Annotated in this window: 23 protein-coding genes and 1 pseudogene; 9 read left to right on the forward strand and 15 right to left on the reverse strand. The window is 59.0% G+C overall.

Translation table 11 applies throughout. The annotated features are described in order from the left end of the window. Positions 1-63: 63 nt before the first annotated feature. Positions 64-606 carry an RNA 2',3'-cyclic phosphodiesterase gene (gene thpR, locus ACO079_RS09200; protein WP_421789453.1) on the forward strand — a complete coding sequence of 181 codons (543 nt, stop codon included), beginning with the start codon at positions 64-66 and terminating at the stop codon, positions 604-606. On the opposite strand, the gene ACO079_RS09205 is transcribed toward thpR, so the two are convergent. The 12 genes from ACO079_RS09205 to mutM form a co-directional block, all read right to left on the reverse strand. After that, a complete protein-coding gene (locus tag ACO079_RS09205) occupies positions 603-1055 on the reverse strand; it encodes a methyltransferase family protein (RefSeq protein WP_421789454.1) in 453 nt (150 codons plus the stop codon). The genes thpR and ACO079_RS09205 overlap by 4 nt on opposite strands. Positions 1056-1073: 18 nt before the next feature. Continuing rightward, complete coding sequence (locus ACO079_RS09210; protein WP_421789455.1) at positions 1074-1763, reverse strand: histidine phosphatase family protein; 690 nt, start codon at positions 1761-1763, stop codon at positions 1074-1076. A 103-nt stretch (positions 1764-1866) separates the two neighbouring features. After that, entirely contained in the window at positions 1867-2295 is a 429-nt protein-coding gene (locus ACO079_RS09215) for a hypothetical protein (RefSeq protein ID WP_421789456.1), read from the reverse strand. Positions 2296-2363: 68 nt separating this feature from the next. Further along, on the reverse strand, positions 2364-4784 hold the full coding sequence (gene gyrB, locus ACO079_RS09220; protein ID WP_421789457.1) for a DNA topoisomerase (ATP-hydrolyzing) subunit B: 2421 nt from the start codon (positions 4782-4784) through the stop codon (positions 2364-2366). Positions 4785-4929: 145 nt separating this feature from the next. Then, positions 4930-5547, reverse strand: a complete 618-nt coding sequence (locus ACO079_RS09225; protein WP_421789458.1) for a LysE family translocator — start codon at positions 5545-5547, stop codon at positions 4930-4932. Between the two features lie 10 nt (positions 5548-5557). Next, positions 5558-6688 (reverse strand): DNA replication/repair protein RecF, encoded by a 1131-nt coding sequence (gene recF, locus ACO079_RS09230; protein ID WP_421789459.1) that lies wholly within the window; start codon positions 6686-6688, stop codon positions 5558-5560. Beyond that, positions 6685-7803 (reverse strand): DNA polymerase III subunit beta, encoded by a 1119-nt coding sequence (gene dnaN / locus ACO079_RS09235; protein ID WP_421789460.1) that lies wholly within the window; start codon positions 7801-7803, stop codon positions 6685-6687. Before dnaN ends, recF begins: the two co-directional genes overlap by 4 nt. 156 nt (positions 7804-7959) lie before the next feature. Beyond that, positions 7960-9378 carry a chromosomal replication initiator protein DnaA gene (dnaA, locus tag ACO079_RS09240; protein ID WP_421789461.1) on the reverse strand — a complete coding sequence of 473 codons (1419 nt, stop codon included), beginning with the start codon at positions 9376-9378 and terminating at the stop codon, positions 7960-7962. 373 nt (positions 9379-9751) lie between these two features. Continuing rightward, the gene (gene rpsT / locus ACO079_RS09245) at positions 9752-10018 is read right to left on the reverse strand and encodes a 30S ribosomal protein S20 (RefSeq protein WP_421789462.1); all 267 of its coding nucleotides are present in this window, start codon (positions 10016-10018) and stop codon (positions 9752-9754) included. 114 nt (positions 10019-10132) lie between these two features. Next, positions 10133-10909, reverse strand: coding sequence for an enoyl-CoA hydratase (locus tag ACO079_RS09250; RefSeq protein WP_421789463.1), 777 nt, complete (start codon positions 10907-10909; stop codon positions 10133-10135). A 122-nt stretch (positions 10910-11031) separates the two neighbouring features. Continuing rightward, positions 11032-11907, reverse strand: coding sequence for a TraB/GumN family protein (locus tag ACO079_RS09255; protein WP_421789464.1), 876 nt, complete (start codon positions 11905-11907; stop codon positions 11032-11034). 107 nt (positions 11908-12014) lie between these two features. Then, positions 12015-12878, reverse strand: coding sequence for a bifunctional DNA-formamidopyrimidine glycosylase/DNA-(apurinic or apyrimidinic site) lyase (gene mutM / locus ACO079_RS09260; RefSeq protein WP_421789465.1), 864 nt, complete (start codon positions 12876-12878; stop codon positions 12015-12017). 47 nt (positions 12879-12925) lie between these two features. Here mutM and ACO079_RS09265 point away from each other — a divergent pair, with 47 nt between their 5' ends. From ACO079_RS09265 to ubiB, 5 genes are all read left to right on the forward strand, one after another. After that, positions 12926-13693: a class I SAM-dependent methyltransferase gene (locus ACO079_RS09265; protein ID WP_421789466.1), complete on the forward strand. Its 768-nt coding sequence runs from the start codon at positions 12926-12928 to the stop codon at positions 13691-13693. Between the two features lie 87 nt (positions 13694-13780). Then, positions 13781-14131 (forward strand): YciI family protein, encoded by a 351-nt coding sequence (locus tag ACO079_RS09270; RefSeq protein WP_421789467.1) that lies wholly within the window; start codon positions 13781-13783, stop codon positions 14129-14131. A gap of 3 nt (positions 14132-14134) precedes the next feature. Beyond that, positions 14135-14476 carry a YciI family protein gene (locus ACO079_RS09275; RefSeq protein ID WP_421789468.1) on the forward strand — a complete coding sequence of 114 codons (342 nt, stop codon included), beginning with the start codon at positions 14135-14137 and terminating at the stop codon, positions 14474-14476. Then, positions 14466-15692: an RNA polymerase sigma factor gene (locus ACO079_RS09280; protein ID WP_421789469.1), complete on the forward strand. Its 1227-nt coding sequence runs from the start codon at positions 14466-14468 to the stop codon at positions 15690-15692. The genes ACO079_RS09275 and ACO079_RS09280 overlap by 11 nt, the downstream gene beginning before the upstream one ends. Before the next feature lie 61 nt (positions 15693-15753). Continuing rightward, the gene (ubiB, locus tag ACO079_RS09285) at positions 15754-17322 is read left to right on the forward strand and encodes a 2-polyprenylphenol 6-hydroxylase (protein ID WP_421789470.1); all 1569 of its coding nucleotides are present in this window, start codon (positions 15754-15756) and stop codon (positions 17320-17322) included. Here the strand turns inward: ubiB and ACO079_RS09290 are convergent, their stop codons facing one another. Further along, the gene (locus ACO079_RS09290; RefSeq protein ID WP_421789471.1) at positions 17323-17733 is read right to left on the reverse strand and encodes an MAPEG family protein; all 411 of its coding nucleotides are present in this window, start codon (positions 17731-17733) and stop codon (positions 17323-17325) included. Positions 17734-17829: 96 nt separating this feature from the next. On the opposite strand from ACO079_RS09290, the pseudogene coaBC reads away from it, so the two are divergent. Both coaBC and dut read left to right on the forward strand, forming a co-directional pair. Continuing rightward, positions 17830-19028, forward strand: a pseudogene (coaBC, locus tag ACO079_RS09295) (bifunctional phosphopantothenoylcysteine decarboxylase/phosphopantothenate--cysteine ligase CoaBC). 23 nt (positions 19029-19051) lie between these two features. After that, on the forward strand, positions 19052-19504 hold the full coding sequence (dut, locus tag ACO079_RS09300; RefSeq protein ID WP_421789472.1) for a dUTP diphosphatase: 453 nt from the start codon (positions 19052-19054) through the stop codon (positions 19502-19504). Here the strand turns inward: dut and ACO079_RS09305 are convergent. Further along, positions 19501-20784 carry an ATP-dependent DNA helicase gene (locus ACO079_RS09305; protein ID WP_421789473.1) on the reverse strand — a complete coding sequence of 428 codons (1284 nt, stop codon included), beginning with the start codon at positions 20782-20784 and terminating at the stop codon, positions 19501-19503. The two genes, dut and ACO079_RS09305, sit on opposite strands and share 4 nt — an antisense overlap. A 70-nt stretch (positions 20785-20854) precedes the next feature. On the opposite strand from ACO079_RS09305, the gene ACO079_RS09310 reads away from it, so the two are divergent. Continuing rightward, positions 20855-21604 (forward strand): HesA/MoeB/ThiF family protein, encoded by a 750-nt coding sequence (locus ACO079_RS09310; protein ID WP_421789474.1) that lies wholly within the window; start codon positions 20855-20857, stop codon positions 21602-21604. A 68-nt stretch (positions 21605-21672) separates the two neighbouring features. Here the strand turns inward: ACO079_RS09310 and ACO079_RS09315 are convergent, their stop codons facing one another. After that, positions 21673-23700, reverse strand: a complete 2028-nt coding sequence (locus tag ACO079_RS09315) for an alpha/beta hydrolase family protein (RefSeq protein ID WP_421789475.1) — start codon at positions 23698-23700, stop codon at positions 21673-21675. Positions 23701-23765 lie beyond the last annotated feature (65 nt).

The following is a 23765-nucleotide window of genomic DNA, read 5'->3' on the forward strand; positions in this document are numbered from 1 at the left end:
TGCTATGAAACCCTCTGCAGAGGCGGGGTTAAACCCGTAACAAAATGTGTTCATCTTGATCGAATGTCCTTGCGCCTGTTTGCTGCCCTGCCCGTGCCCACGCCACTGGCCGACCGCTTGACCGGTCTTCAAAAGGGTGTGCCCAGCGCAATATGGCGGCCCGCCAGCGCCATGCACATCACCCTTCGCTTCTTTGGCGAGATTGACGAAGCAAAGGCCGAAGAGCTGGACTTCGAGCTCGGCCAAATCCGCTGCAAGCCGTTTGATCTGGCCATCAAGGGCGCGGGCAGCTTTGGCCGCTCGGAGCCGCATGCCATCTGGATGGGGATCGAAGCGCACCCCTCTCTGATCCTGCTGGCAAAAGCTTGCAGCCGGGCGGCGCGGCGCACCGGGCTAACCCATGAAAAACGCGCCTATATCCCGCATGTCACCATGGCTTATCTGGGCCAAACCGATCTCGACCGGGTCAACGCCTTCGAACACCGCCACGCCCTGTACCGGAGTCCCGTCTGGACCGCAGACCGGTTCTACCTCTATTCGTCATGGCAAGGCGGACGCGGGGACAACCCCTATCAGATCGAGGCTGAATACCCGCTAACCGGCTAGATCCACCGGCGGACCTTCTCGCAATAGGCTGTATAGGCCGCTCCATAACGCGCGCTGAGCACGTCTTCTTCCGGCCGGATCTGCAAGCGATTCAGCGTCGCAATGAAGACCGGGACCGTCGCGAGCGCAAACACATCCTGCATCCAGGCAATTGCGCCCAACAGGACCAATGCCATGCCCAGATACATCGGATTACGCGTGAAGCGGTAAATGCCCGTCGTCACCAAGGTGCGGGTCTTGTCGATCGCATGCGGGCTGACAGTCGTCTCGTGTTTGCGAAAGGCGATCACGCCAAGCACCGCAATAAGCACGCCTATTCCGCCAAGAAGAAGGGGGGCGAGCAGGTGTGCATTTCCGAGCAACACGTCAAACGGGGAAAAAAGATCGATGCCATAGGCAACGGCAATATAGAAAATGAGAATGATCGGCGGAGGAATGACCGGGCGCATAGCCAGAGCCTGCCGTGCCTATTCTGCCACGTCAAACACGCCTTCAAGCACAGTCAGTTGCCACACTCCGTCAATACGATGGAGCCAGAAAATATCGCCATAATCTGCCGAGCTTAGCCGCCCACTTTCACATAGCGTCCCCGCCAGCGCGTCTTCGCCAGCGATTGCGCCGACCCAGCCGCAAGTCGTGTTGGAATGCTCCGCCACGAGAGTCCAGCGGGCATCACTCGATGACACATCCACCTGTGCATCCGCGCGAGACCGATCGGCCTCACCGCCGCCGCACAAAGCCGTCGCGCTCGGAGCGGCGGCATGTTGCTCAACCGGTCCAGCCGCCAGCGCCGTTTCATAGGTCCGGCAAGCGCTGGACGAATAGACTGCGTCAAAATCTTCTGGTCCCAGCAAGGTATCGAGCCGCGTCACCATGGCTTGGCCAGCAATTCCCAATGGGCAATCGAGCGCATTGCAATCTTCCGAAACTTTGCGCGCATGGCGGACGATCAGCACGTGCCGGTCGGCAGCGATCAGACGCGGGCGATCTGCATCGCCGGTCAGCGACAGAAGCTCCGCCCGGTCGAAGCACTCCTGCGCGAGCACAGGGGCGGAAAGCAGCAAGCCGGCGAGCACGGTTAGCGCTGCAAAAGCGGCGGTTTGCCAATAGGTCCGGTGACCGGTGCGCACACGCGCGAGGGATCTGATCCGCTTCACCAAATTCTCCTGAAACACGAAGCCTGACGGACATAGCAAAGCCTGCCCGCCGAGTCGCGTTTCGATCGCATGACAATGGGGTCAGATTAGAGCGAACGGACCGTCAAAAACCGCTATTCAATCGAGGCACGAAGCCGAAGCGGCGTTTAAAAACCCGGCGCTCGGATTCAGCCTGCTCGAACGGAGCCGGAGTGGTCGCACAGCTGAAATAGCGCGCTTGCGGGTGGTCCAGCTGACCATGGCGCTCAACTTCGCTGAGGAATTCAGCCCGCAAATCCTTAACGCCGGCGATATAAACCACGTCCACCTCACGCTTTGCGCTGAGTAGCATGTAGACACCCGGATCATCGGGCACTTCCTGCGCATAACCGGCGGTCAGCGGCAAAATTGGCGTCCAGTGCAACGAACTGCCGGTTTGGACACGCGGCGGCGGGCGTTCTCGCAGCGTATCTTGCGTACGCCGCGCGACCGGCTTGGGCCGCGCCGGGCCTCTGGCCGGTTGCGTTACGCCGCGTTTTCCAAAACCTGACATCAAATACCGCTCTGACACCTTGCTCAAAGGATGAAGCGTAACGCGCAGAGGTAAGCAGGACTTTAAAACTACACGTCCACCTCAGCTTCCAGCGCATGCGTGGTGATGAAATCACGCCGCGGCTCAACAAGATCGCCCATCAGCTTGGTAAAGAGATCATCCGCCTCGGCCAGTTCTTCGATCTTCACCCGCAGGAGGGAACGCGCATCCGGATCCAGAGTTGTGTCCCAGAGCTGGTCTTCATTCATCTCACCCAGCCCCTTGTAACGCTGGATTTTCATACCCTTGGCCCCAGCTGCGGTGACCGCCGCCATTAACTGACTGGGTGTATGGATAAGGGCCTCGCCTGACTTGGTCTGGAATGTGGCCGGACCGGCAAAATCCTTGGCAATCGCCAGCGCACGATCCGACAAGCGGCGCGCTTCCGGTGATTGCCGCAAACTGTCCTCAAGAACCGCTTTTTCCGTGACGCCCCGCACTTCGCGGGTGAAGACAAGATGGTTGTCGTCCGAAACCGCTGCTGTCCAGTTGTCTTCGCCCTCTTCCGCGAAGCGATTGAGGATAGCGGCCGCCCGGTCGGCGGCCTCAGCCGAAACGTCCGGCACCATCGCCCCGGCCAGCGCCGCGGCCTCCGCAGCAAAGACCGGCGCACGCGGTGCAATCCGGTCCAGCGCCAGCTTGACGAGACGGGCCTTTTCAACCCGGTCCGCCAGGTCCGCTCCGGCTATGGACGAGCCATTGGCCAGTTTCAAAAGCGCGTCTGAACAGCCTTCCTCAATGAGGTAGGCATCCATTTCCGGCTGGTCCTTGATGTAGCGCTCGGATCGGCCGCGCGAGACCTTATAGAGCGGCGGCTGGGCAATATAGAGATGTCCGCGCTCGATCAGCTCGGGCATCTGGCGATAGAAAAAGGTCAATAAAAGTGTCCGGATATGGGCCCCATCCACATCAGCATCCGTCATGATGACGACCTTGTGGTAGCGCAGCTTGTCCATATCCAGCTGATCACGACCAATACCAGCGCCCAGCGCGGTGATAAGCGTGCCAACCTGCTCGGACGACAACATCTTGTCGAAACGCGCACGCTCGACATTCAGGATCTTACCGCGCAGCGGCAGGACCGCCTGATATTCCCGCGCACGGCCCTGCTTGGCTGAACCGCCGGCGGAATCACCCTCGACGATGAAAAGCTCGGACTTTGCCGGGTCCTTCTCCTGACAATCGGCCAACTTGCCGGGCAAGGAAGCAATATCCAGCGCCGATTTACGCCGGGTCAGCTCCCGCGCCTTGCGGGCAGCTTCGCGTGCCGCCGCCGCCTCGATGATTTTTGAAACAATACTTTTGGCTTCGTTGGGATGTTCTTCAAACCACTCCGAAAGCGTCTCATACATAACGCCTTCGACCGCCGGGCGGACTTCAGACGACACCAGCTTGTCTTTGGTCTGAGACGAGAATTTGGGATCCGGCACCTTGACCGACAGTACGCAGGTCAACCCTTCGCGGGCATCATCACCCGTAATGGAAACCTTGGATTTTGCCGCCAGACCGCTCGCCGCCGCATAGGTGTTGATCACGCGCGTCAGCGCGCCCCGGAACCCGGCCAGGTGCGTGCCGCCGTCTCGCTGGGGAATGTTGTTGGTGAAGCAGAGGACATTCTCGTGATACCCGTCATTCCATTCCAGCGCCGCCTCAACGGTGACGCCTTCCCGCTCGCCCGTCACCAGAACAGGTGGTTTGAAGAGCGGCTGTTTGGCGCGGTCGAGATGCTCGACAAATGCGGCCACACCGCCTTCATAGAAAAGTTTTTCTTCATACGCTTCACCGCCACGCTCATCGCGGAAAATAATCAGCACGCCGGAATTCAGGAAGGCCAGCTCCCGCAAGCGGTGGATCAGCGTATCCCGCTTGAACTCGATATCGCTGAAAATTGTATCAGATGGCATGAAACGGACTTCTGTGCCGCTCAGGGGCTTTCCATTGTCGCGTTTGGGCGCATCGCCGAGCGTTTTCAGATCTTCGCCGTTTTCCGGATCGCCCATGAGAAAGCGCATCTCATGGACTTTACCTTCGCGCCAGATCCGCAAATCCAGCCACTCGGACAGCGCATTGACCACCGACACGCCGACGCCATGAAGTCCACCCGACACCTTGTAGGAGTTCTGGTCAAACTTTCCGCCCGCATGCAGCTGGGTCATGATCACCTGCGCGGCAGAGACCCCTTCTTCCTCGTGCGTATCGACCGGAATGCCGCGGCCATTGTCGGACACGCTGGCAGACCCGTCCGCATGCAGGGTGACTTTGACCTCATCAGCATGACCGGCCAATGCCTCGTCAATGGCATTGTCGACGACTTCGTAAACCATGTGATGGAGCCCGGATCCGTCATCGGTATCGCCGATATACATGCCGGGGCGCTTGCGGACGGCATCAAGACCCTTCAGGACCTTTATGGAGCCAGCCGCGTATTCCTGATTCTGATTTTCTTCCATGCCTCAAGTTTAGCTGAATCGGTGTAAAAACACCATCTTTGCGCTACATTAATTTGGCTACATTTATATTATTTTTTCAATAGGTTAAAACGATTCGATGATCCCCGGTTTCTCGGTCTGACAAAAATCTACAAAAAACGGGTTTTTACCGCAGAATCAACAACACAGCGATCCCCAGCATGACGAACGCGGTCAGAGCGTCTGACCAGCGTTTAACGCCCTTTTTCTGCAGCCAGGAACGGGCTCTGTGCGCCAGCCCGACATGGACACTGGCGGTCAATAGATACATGGCCAGCATGATCGAAACCATGGCCAGATAGGCGCTCGAATTGACCTCGCTGAGGTCAAAAAAACTGGGCAAGAGCGTAAGATAGAAAATGATCGGTTTGGGATTGGTCAGGGGCATGGCGATGCCGGCCAGATAGGTCGCTGCAAGGCCGAGACGTGTCGGCTTGCGCAATTCCGCAACCTGGGGATTTCGGAAAGACCGAAGAGCTGTCCAGGCAAACCAGAGGAGGATCGCAACACCAATGGCCTTGAATACAACACCGAACGGCCCGACCTCGTCCGCCACGGCGGTCAGGCCTGTAACAGCAATCGTGAACCAGAAGATATCGCCGGTGATAATACCGCCGCCATAAACGAAACCATGCAACGGACCGGCATCGAGCGTCCGCGCCACCATGGCGACATTGCCGGGACCCGGCGTGAAGAACAGCACCAGCAGAGCGGCGGCAAAAAGAGCGTAGGTTTCAAACTGCATGGAGCCGCATCTAGACCTGAACAGAGCCGTTTTCGACAGCCAGCACCTGCCCCCGATTGCCGAACGCCGCAAACAGGCCGGCTTCCACGCCTGTTAGCCAGGCCTGTGCACCCAAGCCACAAATGGCATCGGCGAGCCCTTCTCGCCGTTTTTCATCCAGATGCGCACACGCCTCGTCCAGGAGGAGGAGCGGCATCGCACCGCTGCGCTGTGACAACGCATCGGCCTGCGCGAGTACCAAACGCAGGATCAAGGCCTTCTGCTCCCCCGTCGAGCACAACCCCGCCTCCTGCTCTTTTCCGCGATGGCGGGCGGTCAGATCGCTGCGGTGCGGTCCTCGGGTTAGCGTCCGGCCCGCCGCGCCATCCCGATCACGCCCCTCCGCCAGAGCTGTCATCAACTGATCTTCAGCTTCCTGAATGCCGGCACCGGCGGCCAGCGCCGCCTCTGTCAGACCATCCAGCGCAAGATCGGCTTTGGGAAATACGTCGTCCGCGGCCGCATCAATAGCGGCCTGAAGCCGCGCCAGCGCATGCAGGCGCCCGGATGCCAGGCCCACGCCGTGCTGGGCCATATCGGTCTCGATGGCATCCAGCCAAGCAGGGTCTGTCCGGCCACTCTCCAGCAGCTTCTGCCTGCGAGAGCGGAGCTTCTCATACGCGTTCAGCGTTTCGCCATGAGCCGGATCGTTCGCGGCCACCAGCCGGTCGAAAAAGCGCAGGCGGTCTGCGCGCGGACCTGCAAACAGCCGGTCATGTTCCGGTAACAGGGCAATCATGGGCAGATGCCGTGCCAGATCGGCGCGCGAGGCCGGCTTGCCATTCATGCGGGTTTGCCTGCGCCCGCCCTCCAGAAGGCCGGACGCGAAACTGATATCATCGGCCTCGGCGGTCACGGCCTCGGCATAGACCGCCCAGGATGCCGCCATCTCATCACCCGAGCGTCTTAATGGTTCGGTGGTTTCGGCACCACGTAGCCCCCGCCCTGGCGCCAACAGGGAAATCGCCTCCAGGATATTGGTTTTGCCCGATCCGTTGGGCCCGGCCAGACAGACCGGTCGTCCATCAAGGTCGAGGTCGAGCGTCGCAAAATTCCGAAAGTCAGTGAGCCGTAACCGGCGGATCGAACTCGCGAGGATCACACGCGCAGCGGCATCAGCACGTAAAGGGAATCCGGATCACCAGAATCCGTTACAAGCGTCGGTGACGCGGGATCGGCAAAGTGGAAACGCGCCTCGTCACCTTCAATCTGGCTGGCCACATCGAGGATATAACGGGCATTGAAACCGATCGCGAAACCGCTCTCCTCGCTTTCAACCGGCACCTCTTCAACGGCCTGTCCGGATTCCGGATTATTCACCGCCAGGGTAAGCGTTCCATCATCAAGCGAGAGCTTCACAGACCGTGATTTTTCAATCGAGATCGTTGCGACACGGTCTACGGCTTCGGCGAAGCGCTTGTTTTCGAGCACCATCATTTTCTGATTATCGCGCGGAATGACCCGCTCATAATCCGGGAATGAGCCGTCGATCAGCTTCGACGTCAGCACCGCGCGGCCAAGGCCAAAACGGATTTTCCCATCAGACACGGAGACCTGAATGCTCTCACCACCATCTTCCAGGAGGCGCCGGGCTTCCTGAACCGTTTTGCGAGGCACGATGACCGCCGGCATGCCTGCCGCGCCATCCGGCAAGTCACACTCTGACAGTGCAAGGCGGTGACCATCTGTCGCCACAGCGCGGAGCGTCTTGCGTCCGCCATCTTCAGCAGCATGCAGGTGAATCCCGTTGAGATAATAGCGCGTCTCTTCGGTCGAGACGGCAAAACGGGTTTTATCGATCAGCTGGGCGAGTTGCTCATTATCCAGTTGAAAACTGTGTTGCAGATCTTCTGCCGGCATCATCGGAAAATCGCCCGGTGGCAGAGAGGGTAGCGAGAAGCTGGACCGGCCGGCCTTCAGATTTAGGCGCGGATCATCACCATCCAGCTCAAGGGTGACATCTGCACCTTCCGGCAATTTTCGCGCAATTTCATAGAGCGTGTGCGCCGGGGCCGTCGCCATACCTTCCCGGTCGATATGGGCGTCAGCACTTTCCTGAATCTCGATGTCCAGATCGGTTGCCGCAAAACTGGCGCCACTGGATCCTGCTGTGATCAGAACATTGGACAGGATCGGAATGGTGTTCCGGCGTTCGACAACGGCCTGAACATGGCCGAGAGCTTTCAGCAAAGCTGCGCGTTCGATCGTGAGTTTCATGTCGTTTCCGTTGTTCTGCCAGTCGGGCCGGGTACAAAGCCATGTGCGACAGAGAAAGGAATCGCCTCATCCCCGGGGCAAAGAGCATAGCGAAATTTTGCGAAGTGCAACACGCCCCGGCCCGCCGGATTACAGCGGGCCGGAATAGAGCGTCATCTAGCCGCGAAGTTCCTGTGAGAGCGCGTCGATCTCGTCTTTCACCGGATCCCCGGCATCAATCATCTCGGTGATTTTATTCACAGCATGAATAACCGTTGAATGATCACGCCCGCCAAAGCGGCGGCCGATATCCGGCAGCGACCGCGTTGTCATCGTCTTGGCCAGGTACATCGCAACATGGCGCGGTTTCACAACCGTCTTGGTCCGGCGTTTGGACAGAATGTCGGTCACTTTGACGCCGAACCGGTCGGCGACGGTTTTCTGGATCAGGTCGACAGTGATCCGGCGTTCGGAAACGATCGAGAGTTCGCGAAGCGCCGCTTCAACCGCTTCCATGGTGACCGGCCGGCCCAGCAAGGCCGTGCGCCCGATAATATTGTTCAGCACGCCTTCCAATTCGCGGGCGCTAGCGGTCATACGGGCCGCCAGAAAATCGCGCACATTCTCAGGCACATCGAGATCAGGGTAATGGCTCATCGCCTGGGCGATCTTGCAGTCGAGAATTTTTCTTCTCAGGTCGAGATCCGGCTTGCGCAATTCGCAGGCAAATCCGCCCTTGAGGAGGGACGCGAGACGTTTGTCCGTGACCTGCAAGTCTGCCGGCGCAAGGTGTGAGGCAAGAACAACCTGTTTTTCCTCTGCGACCAAGGATGCAACCGTGTGCAGAAACTCATCTTCGGTTTTGGGCTTGCCGGCAATGAAATGGACATCGTCGATTAACAGCACATCGACTTGGCGAACAGATTCCTTAAAGCTGATCGTATCTTTCTTGCGCATGGCCGAAACAAAGCTCGATAAAAACTCTTCGGCTGTAAGATAAAGCGCTTTGCGGCGCGCTCCGCCCAATTCGACAGAATGAGCGATCGCGTTCAGCAGATGTGTTTTGCCCACACCATAATCGCCATAATAGAAGGCCGGATTGAACGGAGATGGTGACGCATTCACGATCGAGCGAGCGGCGGCGGATGCCATTTCGTTCGATGGCCCCACCATGAAGGTGTCAAAGGTAAAGCGCTCGCCAACCGCGCGAGACTTCTTGTCGTTGGCGGTCTCGATCTCATCGGCCATTTCTACAGGTGCTGGCGTCACAGTCGACGGAACAGACGCGCGGCCGAGATCCTCTTCCGACAGGAGCGTCAAGCCACGGTCTGCAGGATCCAGCTGGGTCCAGAGCGCCTGCAATCGCGCGCCAGCATGATCCTCGACCCAATCCCGGTAGAACCGGTCCGGTGCAATCACCAAAAGCCCGCCATTTTCATCTTCCCGGACTCGCAGACGCGCCATATTCGAGGAAAAAACCGTTTCACCATACTCCCGGCGAAGGTGCGCGCGCACCTCTTTCCAGACAGCCCCCGCAGTCTTCATTTCTTCCACCTTTTCCAGGGAATTCAGCGCATGGCCAGATACTGCAGACATGACCCCCATCACCCTCTTATTGGGCCCCGTTGATTGGACCAAGTTATTGTTTTTTCAGACAATACTATCCCGCACCCTGGACATGCACATGTCCAGCGGTGGCGCAATATTTGATCCGCATGGGGATAACCGCCTGTTGACCCCAAGACTACTCAGGGGCGGGTTCCGGTCAACAAAACTTTCCGCTTGATTCGCGTGATTCTTCTCTTGACACGGGAAAATGCTTTGAAGCTCAAAAATTTGGCGGCTGCGATAAATTGCACTTTCTGCCGACCCGTTTTCTCTGCGATTTTTCCGCCGGGGGCGGATAAAAAAAACGCCCGCAGCGGCAGGCTGCGGGCGCGTTACTCGATTCTTTTTTTAGAGTCAGGGGCTAAGCTGACATCGCCTTCACGCGGGCCGACATGCGCGAGATTTTCCGCGACGCGGTGTTCTTGTGAAACACACCTTTGTTGACCGCGCGCATCATCTCGGACTCTGCCTTGGTCAGCGCGTCCTTGGCTTTCGTTGAGTCACCGGCTTCGATCGCGACGTCGACTTTCTTGATGAAAGTCCGCACGCGAGAGCGGCGCGATTTATTGATCGCAGTGCGGCGGGCAAGTTTGCGCACCATCTTTTTCGCTGAGGCTGTATTCGCCATAAGGCTCGTCCGTCTGTCTTAATTCACACCATTTGCGCGCTGATCGGTCGTCCGATCGCGCGTGAGGCCGGGCGTATACGCGCCGCGCATCATTCCGTCAACTGGTCACACACCCTATTTATGCTTGAAATGCGCTGAACGTTTTTCGGCGAACGCGGCCATACCCTCACTCTGATCTTCGGTCGCGAACTGCGATTGGAAGACGCGGCGTTCCCAGCGAACCCCTTCGGTCAGGCCGATTTCAAAGGAGCGATTCACCGCTTCTTTGGTCATCATGGCGATCGGCAGCGATTTCGATGCAATTGCCTCGGCCGCTTCCATAACCGTGCTGATCAACTCATCCGTCGGAACAATCCGGCTGACCAGCCCGGCGCGCTCGGCTTCCTTGGCATCCATCATGCGGCCCGTCAGGCAAAGATCCATCGCCTTGGCTTTGCCGACGGCCCGCGGCAGTCGCTGGGTGCCACCAGCACCCGGCATCACACCAAGATTGATTTCCGGTTGGCCAAATTTCGCGGTTTCCGAGGCAATAATGAAATCACACATCATCGCTATCTCGCAGCCCCCGCCTAGCGCATAGCCGGACACAGCCGCTATGATCGGCTTGCGGAAACGGGCCACCGCCTCCCAGGTTTTCTCGAAAGGGTCATCCATGTAGAGGCCGACAAAGTCCTGGCTGACCAGCTCCTTGATATCCGCGCCTGCGGCAAACGCCTTCTTTGAACCTGTCAGAACCACACAACCGATACCGTCATCCGCTCCGAATTTGGCGAGCGCGTCCGCGACTTCAGTGGTCAATTCGTCACAAAGGGCGTTCAAGGCTTCGGGGCGATCAAGCGTGATCACGCCAACCCGGCCTTCGGTTTTTACCTGGATGGTGTTGTAACCCACGTGAGGTCTCCATTTGAGCGCGGTCCGGCGACCGCTGAAACTGCGAGCGCGCCGCTATAACGCAAAGCAGCATCGGGGTCACCACCCCGATGCCTTATGTTTTTGCAATGCAGGCTTCTGGTCTACGGCCCGCTGACCTCAATGCCGCGCTCGCGCAACAAGGCAATTACACCTTCTTCACCAGGTAAATGACCTGAACCGACCGCGATAAAGGTCGTTCCAGAACCCTCGAGCATAGTTTCGATCTCATCGGCCCAGCGAAGATTGCGCTGCACGATGATAACGTCGTGCACTTCCGGCGCTTCAGCCCGCATCTCGTCATTCATGACCCGGTCAATCTCGGCCTGATCACCGTTCGCCCAAGAGGTCACAAGATCGTCCAGCTGTTCCGGAGCGGCCTCGAACTCGGCCATGGTCTGCTCCAGGAGCCGGACTTCGACATCCTGAGGCATATTCGCGAAGAAGCCGATTTGTTCCTCAACAGTTTCGAAATACGCCAGTGTTTTGCCGGCTTCGCTCGCCAGCGGCCACAGCGTGGATTCGACACCGGAGGCCGGATCATAGCCAGAGACGATAATAAAGCCGACGCCAAGCTGGATCGTCGCCATCCAGGGCCGCAATGGTTCCAGAGCAGCGCCGGAGGCCCCCACCTGCGGCGCGAACGATTCGATCCGCGCCCAAGTGTCTTCATTCACCAGCGAGGACAATGTCGTCCCGGCCGGGTTCAGCGCATTCGCCATAACCAGCTGCTGCATGGCTGCCGCTTCAGCCGGATCATTCACCGGGGCTTCGAAATAGACCGTATCTGCGGCATTGAACGCCGTCATGATCTCATCGGTCTGCCAGTCCATGCCCGGGCGTAGAATGTGAACTGTGCCGAACACATATATATCGCTGTCCTCGTCCTCGATATGCCAGAGGGAGGGGCCGGCAAAGGCGCTGCCCGCCAGAAGAGCGGTTGCGACCAAGCCGCCGCCAATCGTTTTCATCAAACTCATTTTTGTCCTTCTCCAGTCCATAAGAGCTGCAATCGACCAAGCACGATTGGATATGACCGAACTCTTTCGGCGCTAAAACCGGGAACAAATCCCGGGCGGTCCCCCTGCTATCGCTGACAGGTGGGGCAAAAAAATGTCGAACGGCCTGATTGGAGAATACGCTGAACCGTGCCCGTGCAATCCGGGGCCAGACACGGTTCACCTTCGCGGCCGTAAACCTGAAAGCTGTGCTGAAAATAACCGAGCTCACCCTCAGCAGAGGCAAAATCCCTCAGGCTGGAGCCCCCGGCCTCGATCGCTGCCGCGATCACCTGCCGGACGGCTTGAGCGAGGCGCTCCGCGCGTTGAGGTCCCAGAGTACCCGCCAGGCGGCGGGGGGAGAGACGGGCGTGATAAAGCGCCTCACAGACATAGATATTGCCCAGACCGGCCACCAGACGCTGATCCAGCAGAGCCGCTTTTAGCGGCGTCTTCTTTCCCTTCACCTGGTCGCGCAGGAAAGGGCCATTAAAATCATTGGCGTTCGGTTCAGGACCCAAACCCGCCAGAAACGGCACGGCCTCCTCATTGCCGGTTTGAAAGAGGGTCATGAAACCGAACCGGCGCGGATCGTTGAAGATTATGTGCGCCCCGCCCTCCATCTCGAAGACAACATGATCATGTTTCTCCGACGTGCCCGGCGCGTGCGCGAAGTCACCGGGTTTTTCGGTATTTTGATCTAGATGGATTGTGAACCGGCCCGACATGCCGAGATGCGCTAGCAGGGTTTCGCCGCTGCAGAGCCGAAACAGTAAATATTTCGCCCGGCGGTCCAGCCGCTCGATCCGCGCGCCGGTCAGGCGTTCGGCAAAGTGGTCCGGAAACGGAAACCGCAAATCGGACCGCCGGTTTTCTGCTTTCAGGATTGTGCGGCCCGCCATCACTGGCTCGAGGCCACGGCGGACGGTTTCAACTTCAGGAAGTTCGGGCATGATGTCGCGCTGGTTTAGGTCTGGTCATTGGCCTATTGTCCGCCACCATGACTGATACGCAATCGAGAACCACATCCTTTGGCTTCCGCGAAGTCCCGACCGGTGAAAAGGCCGGCCTGGTACGCGGTGTCTTTGATAAATCCGCGCGCCGCTATGATCTGATGAATGATCTGATGTCTCTGGGCATTCACCGCGCCTGGAAGGACATGACGATTGAGCGCGCCAATCCGCAACCCGGTGAAAAACTGATCGATGTTGCCGGAGGCACGGGCGATCTGGCACGCGCCTTCATTGCCAAGGCCGAACAGCGCCGGAAGACCCGCAGTGGTGAGCCTGCCACGGCGATTGTCTGCGATATAAATGAGCAGATGCTGCTGGCCGGGCAAAAGCGCGGTGATGATGAAGGCATCGACTGGATTGTCGGCGACGCCGAGGACCTGCCCTTTGAAGACAAGAGCGCTGATTGCGTCACCATCGCCTTTGGCATTCGCAATGTGACCAATCGCGACAAGGCGCTGGCCGAGATGCGCCGGGTTCTGAAACCGGCCGGACGTTTCCTATGTCTGGAGTTTTCCCGCCCGACCACGCGGGCGCTGGAACGCATTTATGATGCCTGGTCCTTCAACGCCATTCCGCGCCTGGGCGAAGCCATCGCCAAGGATCGCGACAGTTATCAATATCTGGTGGAATCGATCCGGCGCTTTCCCAATCAGGACGCGTTTGCTGACGAGCTTCGCGTTGCGGGTTTCGGTCAGGTCGGCGTGACGAATTATTCCGGCGGCATCGCCGCTCTGCACACAGGGTGGCGAATTTAATTTCGCAAGCCTGTCGAAATCGGCCAGTCTCATCCGTCTTGAAGATGTCCGGGCTTTTCCGGACGCTTCAGATCGGGAGACCCGAACATGCAATACGCCATCCTCTTTTATGAAAGCTTGGAGGACTTCAAAGCGCGCGACGACAAGGCGAACACCGCCTATTGGCCGGGCTGGAGCGCTTATTCCAGCGCGGTCGGTCAAAGCGGCAAGCTGGCCAGTGGTGCCTGCCTGCAACCACCTCAGGCCGGCGCAACGTTGAAAGACGGCACGGTCCATGACGGGCCTTATGCGGACAGCAAGGAACAGCTGGGTGGGTTCTTCATGATCGAGGCAGATAGCCTGGAAGATGCCATGGAAATCGCCTCTCGCGCCCCGGCCGCCAGCACGGGTGCGGTAGAAGTCCGTCCCGTTTTGCCCATGACCAATTCGGAGGGTTAACCCATGAAATTCACACTGTTACTCCATGATGATGAAACCCGCTGGCTCTCCATGAGCGACGCCGAACAGGAAGCCGTGGTTGGCGAGCATATGGCGTATTCGGAAGCCCTCGAAGCATCCGGGGCCTTTGTGTCCGGCGAACCGCTCGACCCCGCCGCGACCTCGAAAATCGTCACGACGAGCTCGGTTGAAGACGGTCCTTATGCGGACTCCAAAGAACAGCTGGGTGGCTTCTATGTCATCGAGACGGCCACGCTGGAAGAAGCGCTGGACTGGGCGCGTAAATGCCCAGCGGCGAAAACCGGCAAGGTCGAGGTGCGTCCCGTTCCGGACTATGGCGGATAGAACGGCAACGGATCCGGCTCGGGCGGCTGAAACCGCCGCCCGCAATGCCTATGGCCGGATCCTCGCCCTTCTGGCCAGCCGGTGCGGCGATCTCGCAAAGGCTGAAGACGCCCTGTCCGAAGCCTTTGCCAGAGCGCTGGCCCGCTGGCCGGAAAGCGGTGTGCCGGACACCCCTGACGCCTGGCTGCTGACAACCGCGCGGCGGATTCTGATCGATGAATATCGACATCACCAGACCGCCGATGGTGCACAAGCCGATCTGATCACCCTGATGGAAACCTCGGAAACCCTTCTGGAGAAATGCGATGCCATTCCCGATGAACGGTTGAAACTGCTCTTTGTGTGTGCCCACCCCGAGATTGATCCGGCCTTGCGCACACCGCTCATGCTCCAAACCGTTTTGGGATTGAACGCGGAGCGGATTGCCGGCGTCTTCCTTTTGAAGCCCGGCACGATGAGCCAGCGGCTCGTCCGCCTGAAAACCCGTCTGAAAGACGGCGATATACCCTTTGAAGAGCCGGATCGGGACCAATGGCCGGAACGGCTGGATGTTGTCATGGGGGCCATCTATGCCGCCTTTACAGCCGGTTGGGATCAAACCGACGGGCAAGGACTGGCCGACGAAGCGCTGTTTCTGGCCCGGCTTCTGGCGCAGCTCGCACCCTACGAAGCAGAGGCCGCAGGTCTTCTATCGCTCATCCTACATTGCGAAGCGCGGCGGCCTGCCAGGCGAGATAGCGCAGGGCAGTTTGTGCCCCTGGATCAGCAGGACACCGCGCTCTGGGACGACGGACTGATCGCAGAGGCCGAGCGCACTCTCGGAACGGCCTTGCGCATGGGGAGAGTGGGCCAGTTTCAGCTCGAAGCCGCCCTGCAGTCCGCTCACAATGCGCGAAAACAGACCGGACAAACAGATTGGGTCTCCATCGTAGCCATCTATAATCGCCTGCTGGCAATCAGCCCGACCTTGGGCGCCATGATCGGGCGCGCTTCAGCTATTGGAGAAGCAGTGTCCGCTGAAGCCGGCCTGAAGGCGCTCGAAGAGTTGCCGCCTGACCGGGTTGCACAACACCAGCCCTATTGGGCAACGCGTGCGCATCTGCTGGCACAGGTCGGTCATAACGATCCGGCGCGCGATGCCTATGAGATCGCTATTGGCCTGACCTCGGATTCCGCCGTCCGCGCCTTCCTGATGGATCGCCGCAACGCGCTTTAGGCGGCTGCGACCGCATACCACGCTCGCCTTCGCGTCATGTGCGCACTAAACCTCCACTCCGATGTTTCATACCCTTGCCTCCCTCGCCCGTCTGGCGCGCGCCGGTTTCACGCTGGCGCGCTATGACGCCATTTTTCCGCGCGAGTATCAGGAGAAGTTTCCGCCTGCCCTGAAGGCGTTTGCGGGGTTTACGCGCCTGATCTCGCGGCGCGGCGAAGCGGACAATCCCGGCGAGCGACTGGCGCGGGCGCTGGAAAAACTCGGCCCGTCTTACGTCAAGTTCGGACAGGTTTTGGCCACACGGTCCGATATTGTCGGTGAGCGTTTTGCGCGCGGGCTTTCGCGCTTACAGGATCAGATGCCCGCTTTTGACCAAGAGGTTGCGATCGCAACCCTGGAGAAAGAGCTGGGCGGCGCCCTTGCAGATCATTTCACTGAGTTTGGCAAACCGCTGAATGCGGCTTCAGTCGCGCAGGTTCACCGTGCAACAACCATCGAAGGTGAAGACGTCGCGGTAAAGATTTTGCGGCCCGGGATCGAGCGTCGGCTGGCACGCGATATTCGCGCCATGCAGCTGGGCGCTGCACTTGTTCAGCGATTTGTGCCCGCCTCCAAACGGCTGGAGCCGGTTAAATTCGTGGATACGGTCGCTCGCGCCACCGAGCTGGAAACCGATCTCCGCCTGGAAGCGGCAGCGGCATCTGAACTCGCAGAGGCAGCCGCTCTGGCGGATAATTTCCGGGTCCCGGAGATTGATTGGGCGCGCTCGTCTAGGCGCATCCTGACAACCAGCTGGATCAAGGGTATTCCATTAACCGACCCGGACCGTCTCGACGAAGCCGGCATTGACCGCGAAGCGCTCGCCAACACGTTGACCCGCGCCTTCCTGACAACCGCAATGGAAGCAGGCGTATTTCACGCCGACATGCACGCCGGAAATCTGTTTGCTGATACCGATGGCAATCTGTGGGCCGTTGATTTCGGCATCATGGGCCGCATCGGGCGCAATGAACGCCGCTTCCTTGCCCTCATCCTGCACGGCTTTTTAACTCGCGATTACAAGGCCGCCGCCGAAGCGCATTTTGATGCCGGCTATGTGCCGGGCCGTCATTCCATTGACGACTTTGCTTCGGCCCTGCGAGCGGTTGGCGAGCCGATCTTTGGTAAAAGTGCGGATGAAGTCCCGATGAGCCGCGTGCTGCTTCAGCTCTTCGAGATCACCGATCTGTTCGACATGCATCTTCGTCCCGAGCTGGTCATGCTTCAAAAAACCATGGTCCAGTCAGAGGGTGTCGCCCGGCAACTCAACCCGCAACACGATATGTGGCAGGCCTCTGCGCCTGTGGTCGAAAAGTGGATGAAGCGCGAACTCGGCCCGGAAGGTCTCGCTCTGGACCTGCTCGAAGATTTCAACCGGCTGCGCTCCAGCGCGCGCAAAATCCCAGGCATGATCGAGGATTGGGCCGAAGCGGGCTCTCGCCTGCGGTCCGGTGAGGTCAGGCTGGATGATAACAGCCTCGACCGGTTGGCCGGGCGCGACCGGCAAAGCCGCCCCTGGCGCTGGCTGGGATATGGATTGCTGGCGCTTGCCGCCGGGGCTGCAGGCGCCAGCCTGATCCAGCTCGTCTGATCAGAGCGCCAGCGCGAAATTCACCCACATCCAGACGAGAATGATGGCCGAGATACGGTGCGCCAGAAAGCGCAGACCCATATTATTGATTGTCACATGGATCACCGTGTGCAGATAGCGCAGCCCGACAAACACCCAGGCCAGCATGAGCTGCAGGCCGGACACTTCGATTTCGCCCGCCAGATGAAACGCAATCAGCGCATAAAACAGCACCGGCATCTCCAGCAGATTGACGAAGTTCCGGCCGATATTGCCGATATAGGCGGGTGGCGGTGCGCCGGTTTTGGTCAGCGAGTATTCGCGCGATAGATCGCCTTTGGAATTCGCGATTATGCCGACAATCGTCAGCAGAAAATAAACAAACAGCGTCAGCCCGGCGAGCGCCGCGGCGGCGAGTAAAATAGATGGCATATCAGCCTCCCCTTATGTCCGGATCGAACGCTAGCGTGCTTTGCCCTCCCATCGCGAGCAAAAACGCGCTAGGAGAAGCGCTCCAGGGAGCAAGCCATGGCGAATAAAAGTGTTTTGCTGATCGTGGGCGGCGGAATTGCGGCCTATAAATCGCTGGAATTGATCCGCGATCTTTCACGCCGCGGCATTGCTTCGCGCTGCATTCTGACCTCTGCCGGAGCGCAATTTGTAACCCCGCTCAGCCTTAGCGCCCTGTCGGGTGAGAAGACATACACGGATCTTTTTTCCCTGACCGATGAAGTCGAGATGGGCCATATCGAACTATCCCGCTCCGCTGATCTGGTCGTGGTCGCGCCTGCTACCGCAAATCTGATCGGCAAATGCGCCAACGGCCTGGCCGATGATCTGGCGTCCACGGCTTTGCTCGCGACCGACAAGCGGGTCCTGATGGCACCCGCGATGAATGTGCGCATGTGGGAGCACGCCGCTGTTCAGCGCAATTTCGAGACGCTCAAGAAGGACGGCATTCACTTCGTTGGCCCGGAAGTGGGCGATATGGCGTGTGGAGAACACGGTATGGGCCGCATGGCCGAACCGGCTGAGATCGCCGACGCCATTGAAGGTCTCCTGTCCCGGACGTCGGCATGACATCGCTTGACGGGCGGAAAATCATAGTCACGGCCGGGCCAACGATCGAGCCAATAGACCCGGTCCGCTTTCTATCCAACCGGTCCAGCGGAAAGCAAGGCTATGCCATCGCCTCAGCGCTCGCGCAGCTTGGCGTAGATGTCCGCCTGGTTTCCGGCCCGACCTGTCTGGACTGTCCCGAAGGCGTTGATCGCATAGACGTTGAAAGCGCGCGCGAAATGCTGGCGGCAGTCGAAACCGAATTACCGGCGGACGCCTTTATCGCCGTAGCCGCCGTTGCCGATTGGCGGCCCGCCGAAACGAGCGAAAGAAAAGCCGAAAAGTCCGCGAAAGGAACCACCCTCGAACTGGTTGAAAATCCGGACATTCTTTACAGTCTTGCCAACCATGCCACGCAACGCCCGTCGCTGGTCATCGGCTTTGCGGCCGAAACCCATGATGTGATCGAACGCGCACGGGCCAAGCGCCTTCGCAAGGGCTGTGACTGGATCGTCGCCAATGATGTGTCTGGCGATGTGATGGGTGGTGCAGAAAACGCGGCCACATTGATCAACACGGCTGAAGAAATCAGCTGGTCACGCGCCGCCAAGCAATCAATTGCGGAAAACCTAGCGGCGGCAATAGACGCTTACTTTGCCAACCGCTAGGCATTGGCACACGGGAGGGCGTCATGAGCATCATTGTTCAGGTATCACCGCTGGAACATTTTAACGGGCTGGAATTGCCGCGCTATCAAACGGCCGCGAGCGCCGGGCTCGACTTGCCCGCGGCAGTACCCGAGGACGATCCCATTACGATTCCGCCCGGCGAGTTTTGTATGATTCCCACAGGGCTTGCGATTGCCTTGCCCGATGGTTTTGAAGCCCAGATCCGCCCCCGCTCAGGCCTGGCGGCCAAATTCGGTATTTCCATCGTCAATTCGCCCGGCACGGTCGATGCGGATTATCGTGGTGAGATGAAGGTCAACCTGATCAATCACGGCAAAGAGCCCTTCGTGGTCAATCGCGGCGAACGCATTGCCCAGATGGTGGTTGCCCCGGTCACACATATCGAATGGGCACCCGTCGCTCACCTGGATGAGACCGCACGCGGCACGGGCGGGTTTGGCTCAACCGGCGTCTAAATCAGTGCGTCGTGACAAAAGGCGCTGACATCATGGATGCGTGGATCAACGACCAGATCGCGTGGGCTCAAAGCCCGCGACAGGCGAAGGCCTTCCAGAGACCGCGCCCGGGACAGCGCCACATAGGCCTGTCCATGGGCGAACATGCCGCGTGAAAAGTCGATATAGACTTTCTCCAGCGTCAGCCCTTGGGATTTGTGAACCGTCATCGCCCAAGACAGGCGCAAGGGCATTTGCTTGAACGCCCCGACCACCGATTTGTCGATCGATTTCTTCGCTGCATCATACGTATAGGAATACCGCTCCCAGGCCGCCGGTTCGATGCGGTGCGTATCTGCTCCGGTGCGCACGCGAACCGCATCATCTTCCAGCGCGGCGACCTCTCCCATCGTACCATTCACCCAGCGCCCTGACGGGTCATTTCGGATCATCATCACACGCGCACCCACCTTCAGGATCAGAGGGTCATCCGTCGGATAGAGCCGCGGATCAAACTGACCTTCCGTACGGGACGAATAGGCTTTCATCTCGCCCGGCAGGGCATTGAGACGCGCCGTATTGATGTCATGCGCCGCCTGATTGGTCGGCGTCAGTACCACATGACTGGCACTGGCGTCGAAGCCGGTGGCTTGCGTGACGCGCTCATTAAGCAGGGCGGCCTCCCGGCCACTGACACGCGCTTCGCGGACTGCCGCCAGAATATCGATGAAGTCCGGATCGGATTGCCGGAAGACGGTATCGAGTTCGATCCGCAGGAAGCCCGCTTCCCGGAAGCCCGGCGCATTGAAGAAGAACGGCCCGCCATAAACCTCATCAAGATACTGCGCGATTTCGCCATCCACGACCGGCGGAAGCTGGGCCAGATCACCGACCACTATCATCCGCACGCCGCCAAAGGGTTCGGCGCTGTCGCGGTGCATGCGAAGCGAGCGGTCGATCGCCGCCATCATATCCGCGCGCACCATCGAGATTTCATCGATAACCAGCGTTTCCAGCTCTTTCAGAACGCGCGCATGGCGCAGGCGCTTCACGTCCTGTGGCTCGATCAGGCGCGGCGGCAGCCGGAAGAAGGAATGAATGGTCTGACCGCTCGCATTCATCGCGGCCACACCGGTGGGTGCGACGACGGCGGCCTGGCCCGCCTGCGTCTCCAGAAATCTCCGCAGAAGCGTGGTTTTGCCGGTTCCCGCCCGCCCGGTCAGGAAGATATGCGCCCCGCCTTCATTCAGCTGGCGCAATGCCGGTGTTGTTGGGTCGGAGGACGGGGCGGGAACAGTCATGAGCGCAAACTGACCTGATTGCTGCCCCAGCGCCATAGGCACATGACGCCAGCAATGCTAACCGGGCGGAATGCAGGACGATGAAATTGAACGCTATGCCCGCCATCTGGTGTTGAAAGAAATTGGCGGCCCAGGTCAGCAAAAGCTGAAAGCCGCCTCCGTGGCCATTGTTGGCGCAGGCGGGCTGGGCGGCCCGGCAGCACTCTATCTCGCCGCAGCGGGAGTGGGCCATATCCGCCTGATCGATCCCGACACGGTCAGCCTCGACAATCTGCAACGCCAGATCCAGTTTACAACAAGCGATGCCGGTGAACCGAAGGTGGCGCGCGCGGCAGCAAGCCTCTCAGCCCTCAACCCGCATATTCGTGTCGAGGCCATAGATGTGGCCTTCACGCCGGACACGGCTGACGCGCTTTTGAACGATGTCGATCTGGTGCTGGATGGTAGTGATAATTTCGAGACCCGTTTTGCCGTGAATGCCGCCAGCCTTAGAGCGCGGGTTCCGCTTGTATCCGGCGCAGTGGGCCGGTGGACAGGGCAGGTGGCCGTCTTCAATCAGGCGTCCGAAAGCGCCTGTTACCAATGCTATGTTTCCGAAGCTCCACCCGATGCGGAAACCTGTGAACGCGTGGGCGTTGTCGGGGCTCTTACCGGGGTGGTGGGCTCGATGATGGCGCTGGAAGCGATCAAGCTGATCACCGGCGCGGGCGATCCGCTATCGAACCGGATATGGCTATATGACGGACTATCCGGCGCAAGCCGGACAATCCGCCTGTCAAAAGATCCGGCCTGTAAAGCTTGCCGCGACAGAAGTGTATAGATCTGCGCGCAGAGTGCTGCGGCTCCAGACAACCCGAGTAGAAGTGCGTTTATGGCCAATCTGACCTGTCAGTTGTCCGCGAAAACGTCTTCATACTCGCCCCGGTCCGGGCCGATGGTCCGATCCATCAACTGGCGGGTGAGACGCAGAATCGAGCGCATATCTGCCCGCCTTGAGAATGAATGATCCGCCCGGTCATAAATGGCGAAGTCATGAACAATCCCTGCCCGATCCAGCGCGTCGGCCATAATCTCGGATTGCCCAAACGGGACGATGGCATCCCTTACCCCATGTGCGATGAAAACCGGCGCCGTAAACGCGCTTGCCAATTCGGTTGGTGACGTCGCTTCGAGGCGATCACGGTCCCGCCTTGGGTGACCGATCGATTGCTCCCAGTATTCACCCGCAGCGTCATCCTCGTCCTGCCAATGTTCTACAAAAGCGCGCAAGTCTGTGACCGGTGCCACCGCAAAAACGCACTGGAACCGGTCGGCAGCTGCAACGCCACCCATCAGGGCCGCATATCCGCCATAGCTGAAGCCGCCGATGCAGACACGATCTGCATCCGCGTATCCCCGGTCGAGAATGTGCGAGAGGGCGTCCATCAAATCCGACTGCATCAACCCACCCCATTCGCCATAGCCAGCTTCTGCAAAGGCCCGCCCGAACCCGGCGGACCCCCGGAAAGCGGGCTGCAGGACGGCATAGCCCGATCCAGCATAAAACTGGGCAAGCAAATCAAATCCGTAATAATCGCGGGCCTCAGGACCGCCGTGCGGCAAGAGAAGCAAGGGGGTGTCCTGACCGAGGCCATCGCGAGGCACCGTCAGATACGCAAAGAGCGGCATCCCGTCTGAGGCCGTGTATTCAATGATCCTGACTTCGCTGAGCCGCCGGTCTCTGAGGCTGGGCCGATGCGAACGAAGGTGAACTATTTCATTCCTGGAAGCATCGAACAGGTAAACAGCGCCGGGCTCGTCAGGGCCGGATACGGTGAAAATCATTCGGTTTCCACGAAATGCGTCCGGCACGATAAGGGTGTCCTCGCTGAACTCACTTCGAATACGCTCGAAATGTGGCCGCAAATCCTCGTCAAGGATCACGACCTCATTTGTCCTGTCGCTTTGGACATAGCCTAACAGCGCCCGTGATCGCGTATCGACGATGGTCCGGGTAATGTCGATTCCATCGGAACTTGCGACGGGTTGACCAAATGTGCTTGCGGCGAGATCGAACGGGTAGACGCCGACAACATCCTGACCTTCCGGGCGTCCGAAAACATAAATGCTCGAGCCGTCATCGCCATGGCCGGCAAACTCGAACTCCGGCGGAGCTTCGGCAAGTTCATTGGTGAGATAACTTGCGGTTCGCTGCCATCGGCGCTCGCCGGGTGCACGCGTATGGACCTGGAAGCGGCGCCCATTGCTTAAAACATCAACGCGCATCACAGCTTCACCACCAGACCCGCTGAACCAATACCCCGTGTTATTGTTTCCGCGTTCTATGTTCTCGGCATCGCCAGTGAACACATTCACGCGCCATAAATCGAGATTGTCGCCCCTGAAAGCCGGCATCAGGACGTGGTTCGGGTCGGACTCCAGTAGATCGGTGATCCCTGTCCAGAAGGCGTTGTTGACGTTCCGGAATACGTTGTCCCGCTCATTCTGGAACATCGCAACCGGCTGGGACGTGTCATATGGATCGAAACTCAGCGTCCGGAACACAGGAACGCTTACCCTGTGTCCGCGGTATTCGACATAGCCCATGGTTTCGATCACGATCAGCAAGCGCTGGTCATTGGCCCAGACCATGTCCCGGACGCTGAACTCCGAGAGGTCGGTCAAAGAAACCTGATCCCGGCCGGGGGAATCCAGATCAAAAATCGCAAGATTACCGCCGGACGCCCCCGCTGACCGGTAATCAACGAAAGCAAGATAGCGTCCGCTTGGTGACAGAATTGGCGAGGTCTGGTTTGCGGTTCTGAGAAAATGATCCGGGGACATCCGCGATTCAAAGCCCTGCGCCACGGCAGGCGCGTTGGCCATGCTTTGAATAAAGAGCATCGCCCCCAGAAAATTGAATAAAGAAAAGCGCATAAAGCCCCCCGTGCAAGGAGGCAGTCTAAAGGTAAAATTACCGCACTTTCAATGCCAGATTGAGC

Origin of the sequence: Hyphobacterium sp. (assembly GCF_965228115.1) — a bacterium.
GTDB lineage: Bacteria > Pseudomonadota > Alphaproteobacteria > Caulobacterales > Maricaulaceae > Hyphobacterium.

Bases quoted from the DNA above. Each gene is read 5' to 3' on its own strand.
- mutM (WP_421789465.1), bottom strand. From the start codon at position 12,878: ATGCCCGAACTTCCTGAAGTTGAAACCGTCCGCCGTGGCCTCGAGCCA.
- ACO079_RS09215 (WP_421789456.1), bottom strand. From the start codon at position 2,295: ATGTCAGGTTTTGGAAAACGCGGCGTAACGCAACCGGCCAGAGGCCCG.
- dut (WP_421789472.1), top strand. From the start codon at position 19,052: ATGAGCATCATTGTTCAGGTATCACCGCTGGAACATTTTAACGGGCTG.
- ACO079_RS09305 (WP_421789473.1), bottom strand. From the start codon at position 20,784: ATGACTGTTCCCGCCCCGTCCTCCGACCCAACAACACCGGCATTGCGC.
- rpsT (WP_421789462.1), bottom strand. From the start codon at position 10,018: ATGGCGAATACAGCCTCAGCGAAAAAGATGGTGCGCAAACTTGCCCGC.
- ACO079_RS09255 (WP_421789464.1), bottom strand. From the start codon at position 11,907: ATGAGTTTGATGAAAACGATTGGCGGCGGCTTGGTCGCAACCGCTCTT.
- dnaN (WP_421789460.1), bottom strand. From the start codon at position 7,803: ATGAAACTCACGATCGAACGCGCAGCTTTGCTGAAAGCTCTCGGCCAT.
- ACO079_RS09315 (WP_421789475.1), bottom strand. From the start codon at position 23,700: ATGCGCTTTTCTTTATTCAATTTTCTGGGGGCGATGCTCTTTATTCAA.
- ACO079_RS09280 (WP_421789469.1), top strand. From the start codon at position 14,466: ATGGCGGATAGAACGGCAACGGATCCGGCTCGGGCGGCTGAAACCGCC.
- ACO079_RS09270 (WP_421789467.1), top strand. From the start codon at position 13,781: ATGCAATACGCCATCCTCTTTTATGAAAGCTTGGAGGACTTCAAAGCG.
- ACO079_RS09290 (WP_421789471.1), bottom strand. From the start codon at position 17,733: ATGCCATCTATTTTACTCGCCGCCGCGGCGCTCGCCGGGCTGACGCTG.
- gyrB (WP_421789457.1), bottom strand. From the start codon at position 4,784: ATGGAAGAAAATCAGAATCAGGAATACGCGGCTGGCTCCATAAAGGTC.
- ubiB (WP_421789470.1), top strand. From the start codon at position 15,754: ATGTTTCATACCCTTGCCTCCCTCGCCCGTCTGGCGCGCGCCGGTTTC.
- ACO079_RS09275 (WP_421789468.1), top strand. From the start codon at position 14,135: ATGAAATTCACACTGTTACTCCATGATGATGAAACCCGCTGGCTCTCC.
- thpR (WP_421789453.1), top strand. From the start codon at position 64: ATGTCCTTGCGCCTGTTTGCTGCCCTGCCCGTGCCCACGCCACTGGCC.
- ACO079_RS09205 (WP_421789454.1), bottom strand. From the start codon at position 1,055: ATGCGCCCGGTCATTCCTCCGCCGATCATTCTCATTTTCTATATTGCC.
- ACO079_RS09265 (WP_421789466.1), top strand. From the start codon at position 12,926: ATGACTGATACGCAATCGAGAACCACATCCTTTGGCTTCCGCGAAGTC.
- dnaA (WP_421789461.1), bottom strand. From the start codon at position 9,378: ATGTCTGCAGTATCTGGCCATGCGCTGAATTCCCTGGAAAAGGTGGAA.
- ACO079_RS09310 (WP_421789474.1), top strand. From the start codon at position 20,855: ATGCAGGACGATGAAATTGAACGCTATGCCCGCCATCTGGTGTTGAAA.
- ACO079_RS09225 (WP_421789458.1), bottom strand. From the start codon at position 5,547: ATGCAGTTTGAAACCTACGCTCTTTTTGCCGCCGCTCTGCTGGTGCTG.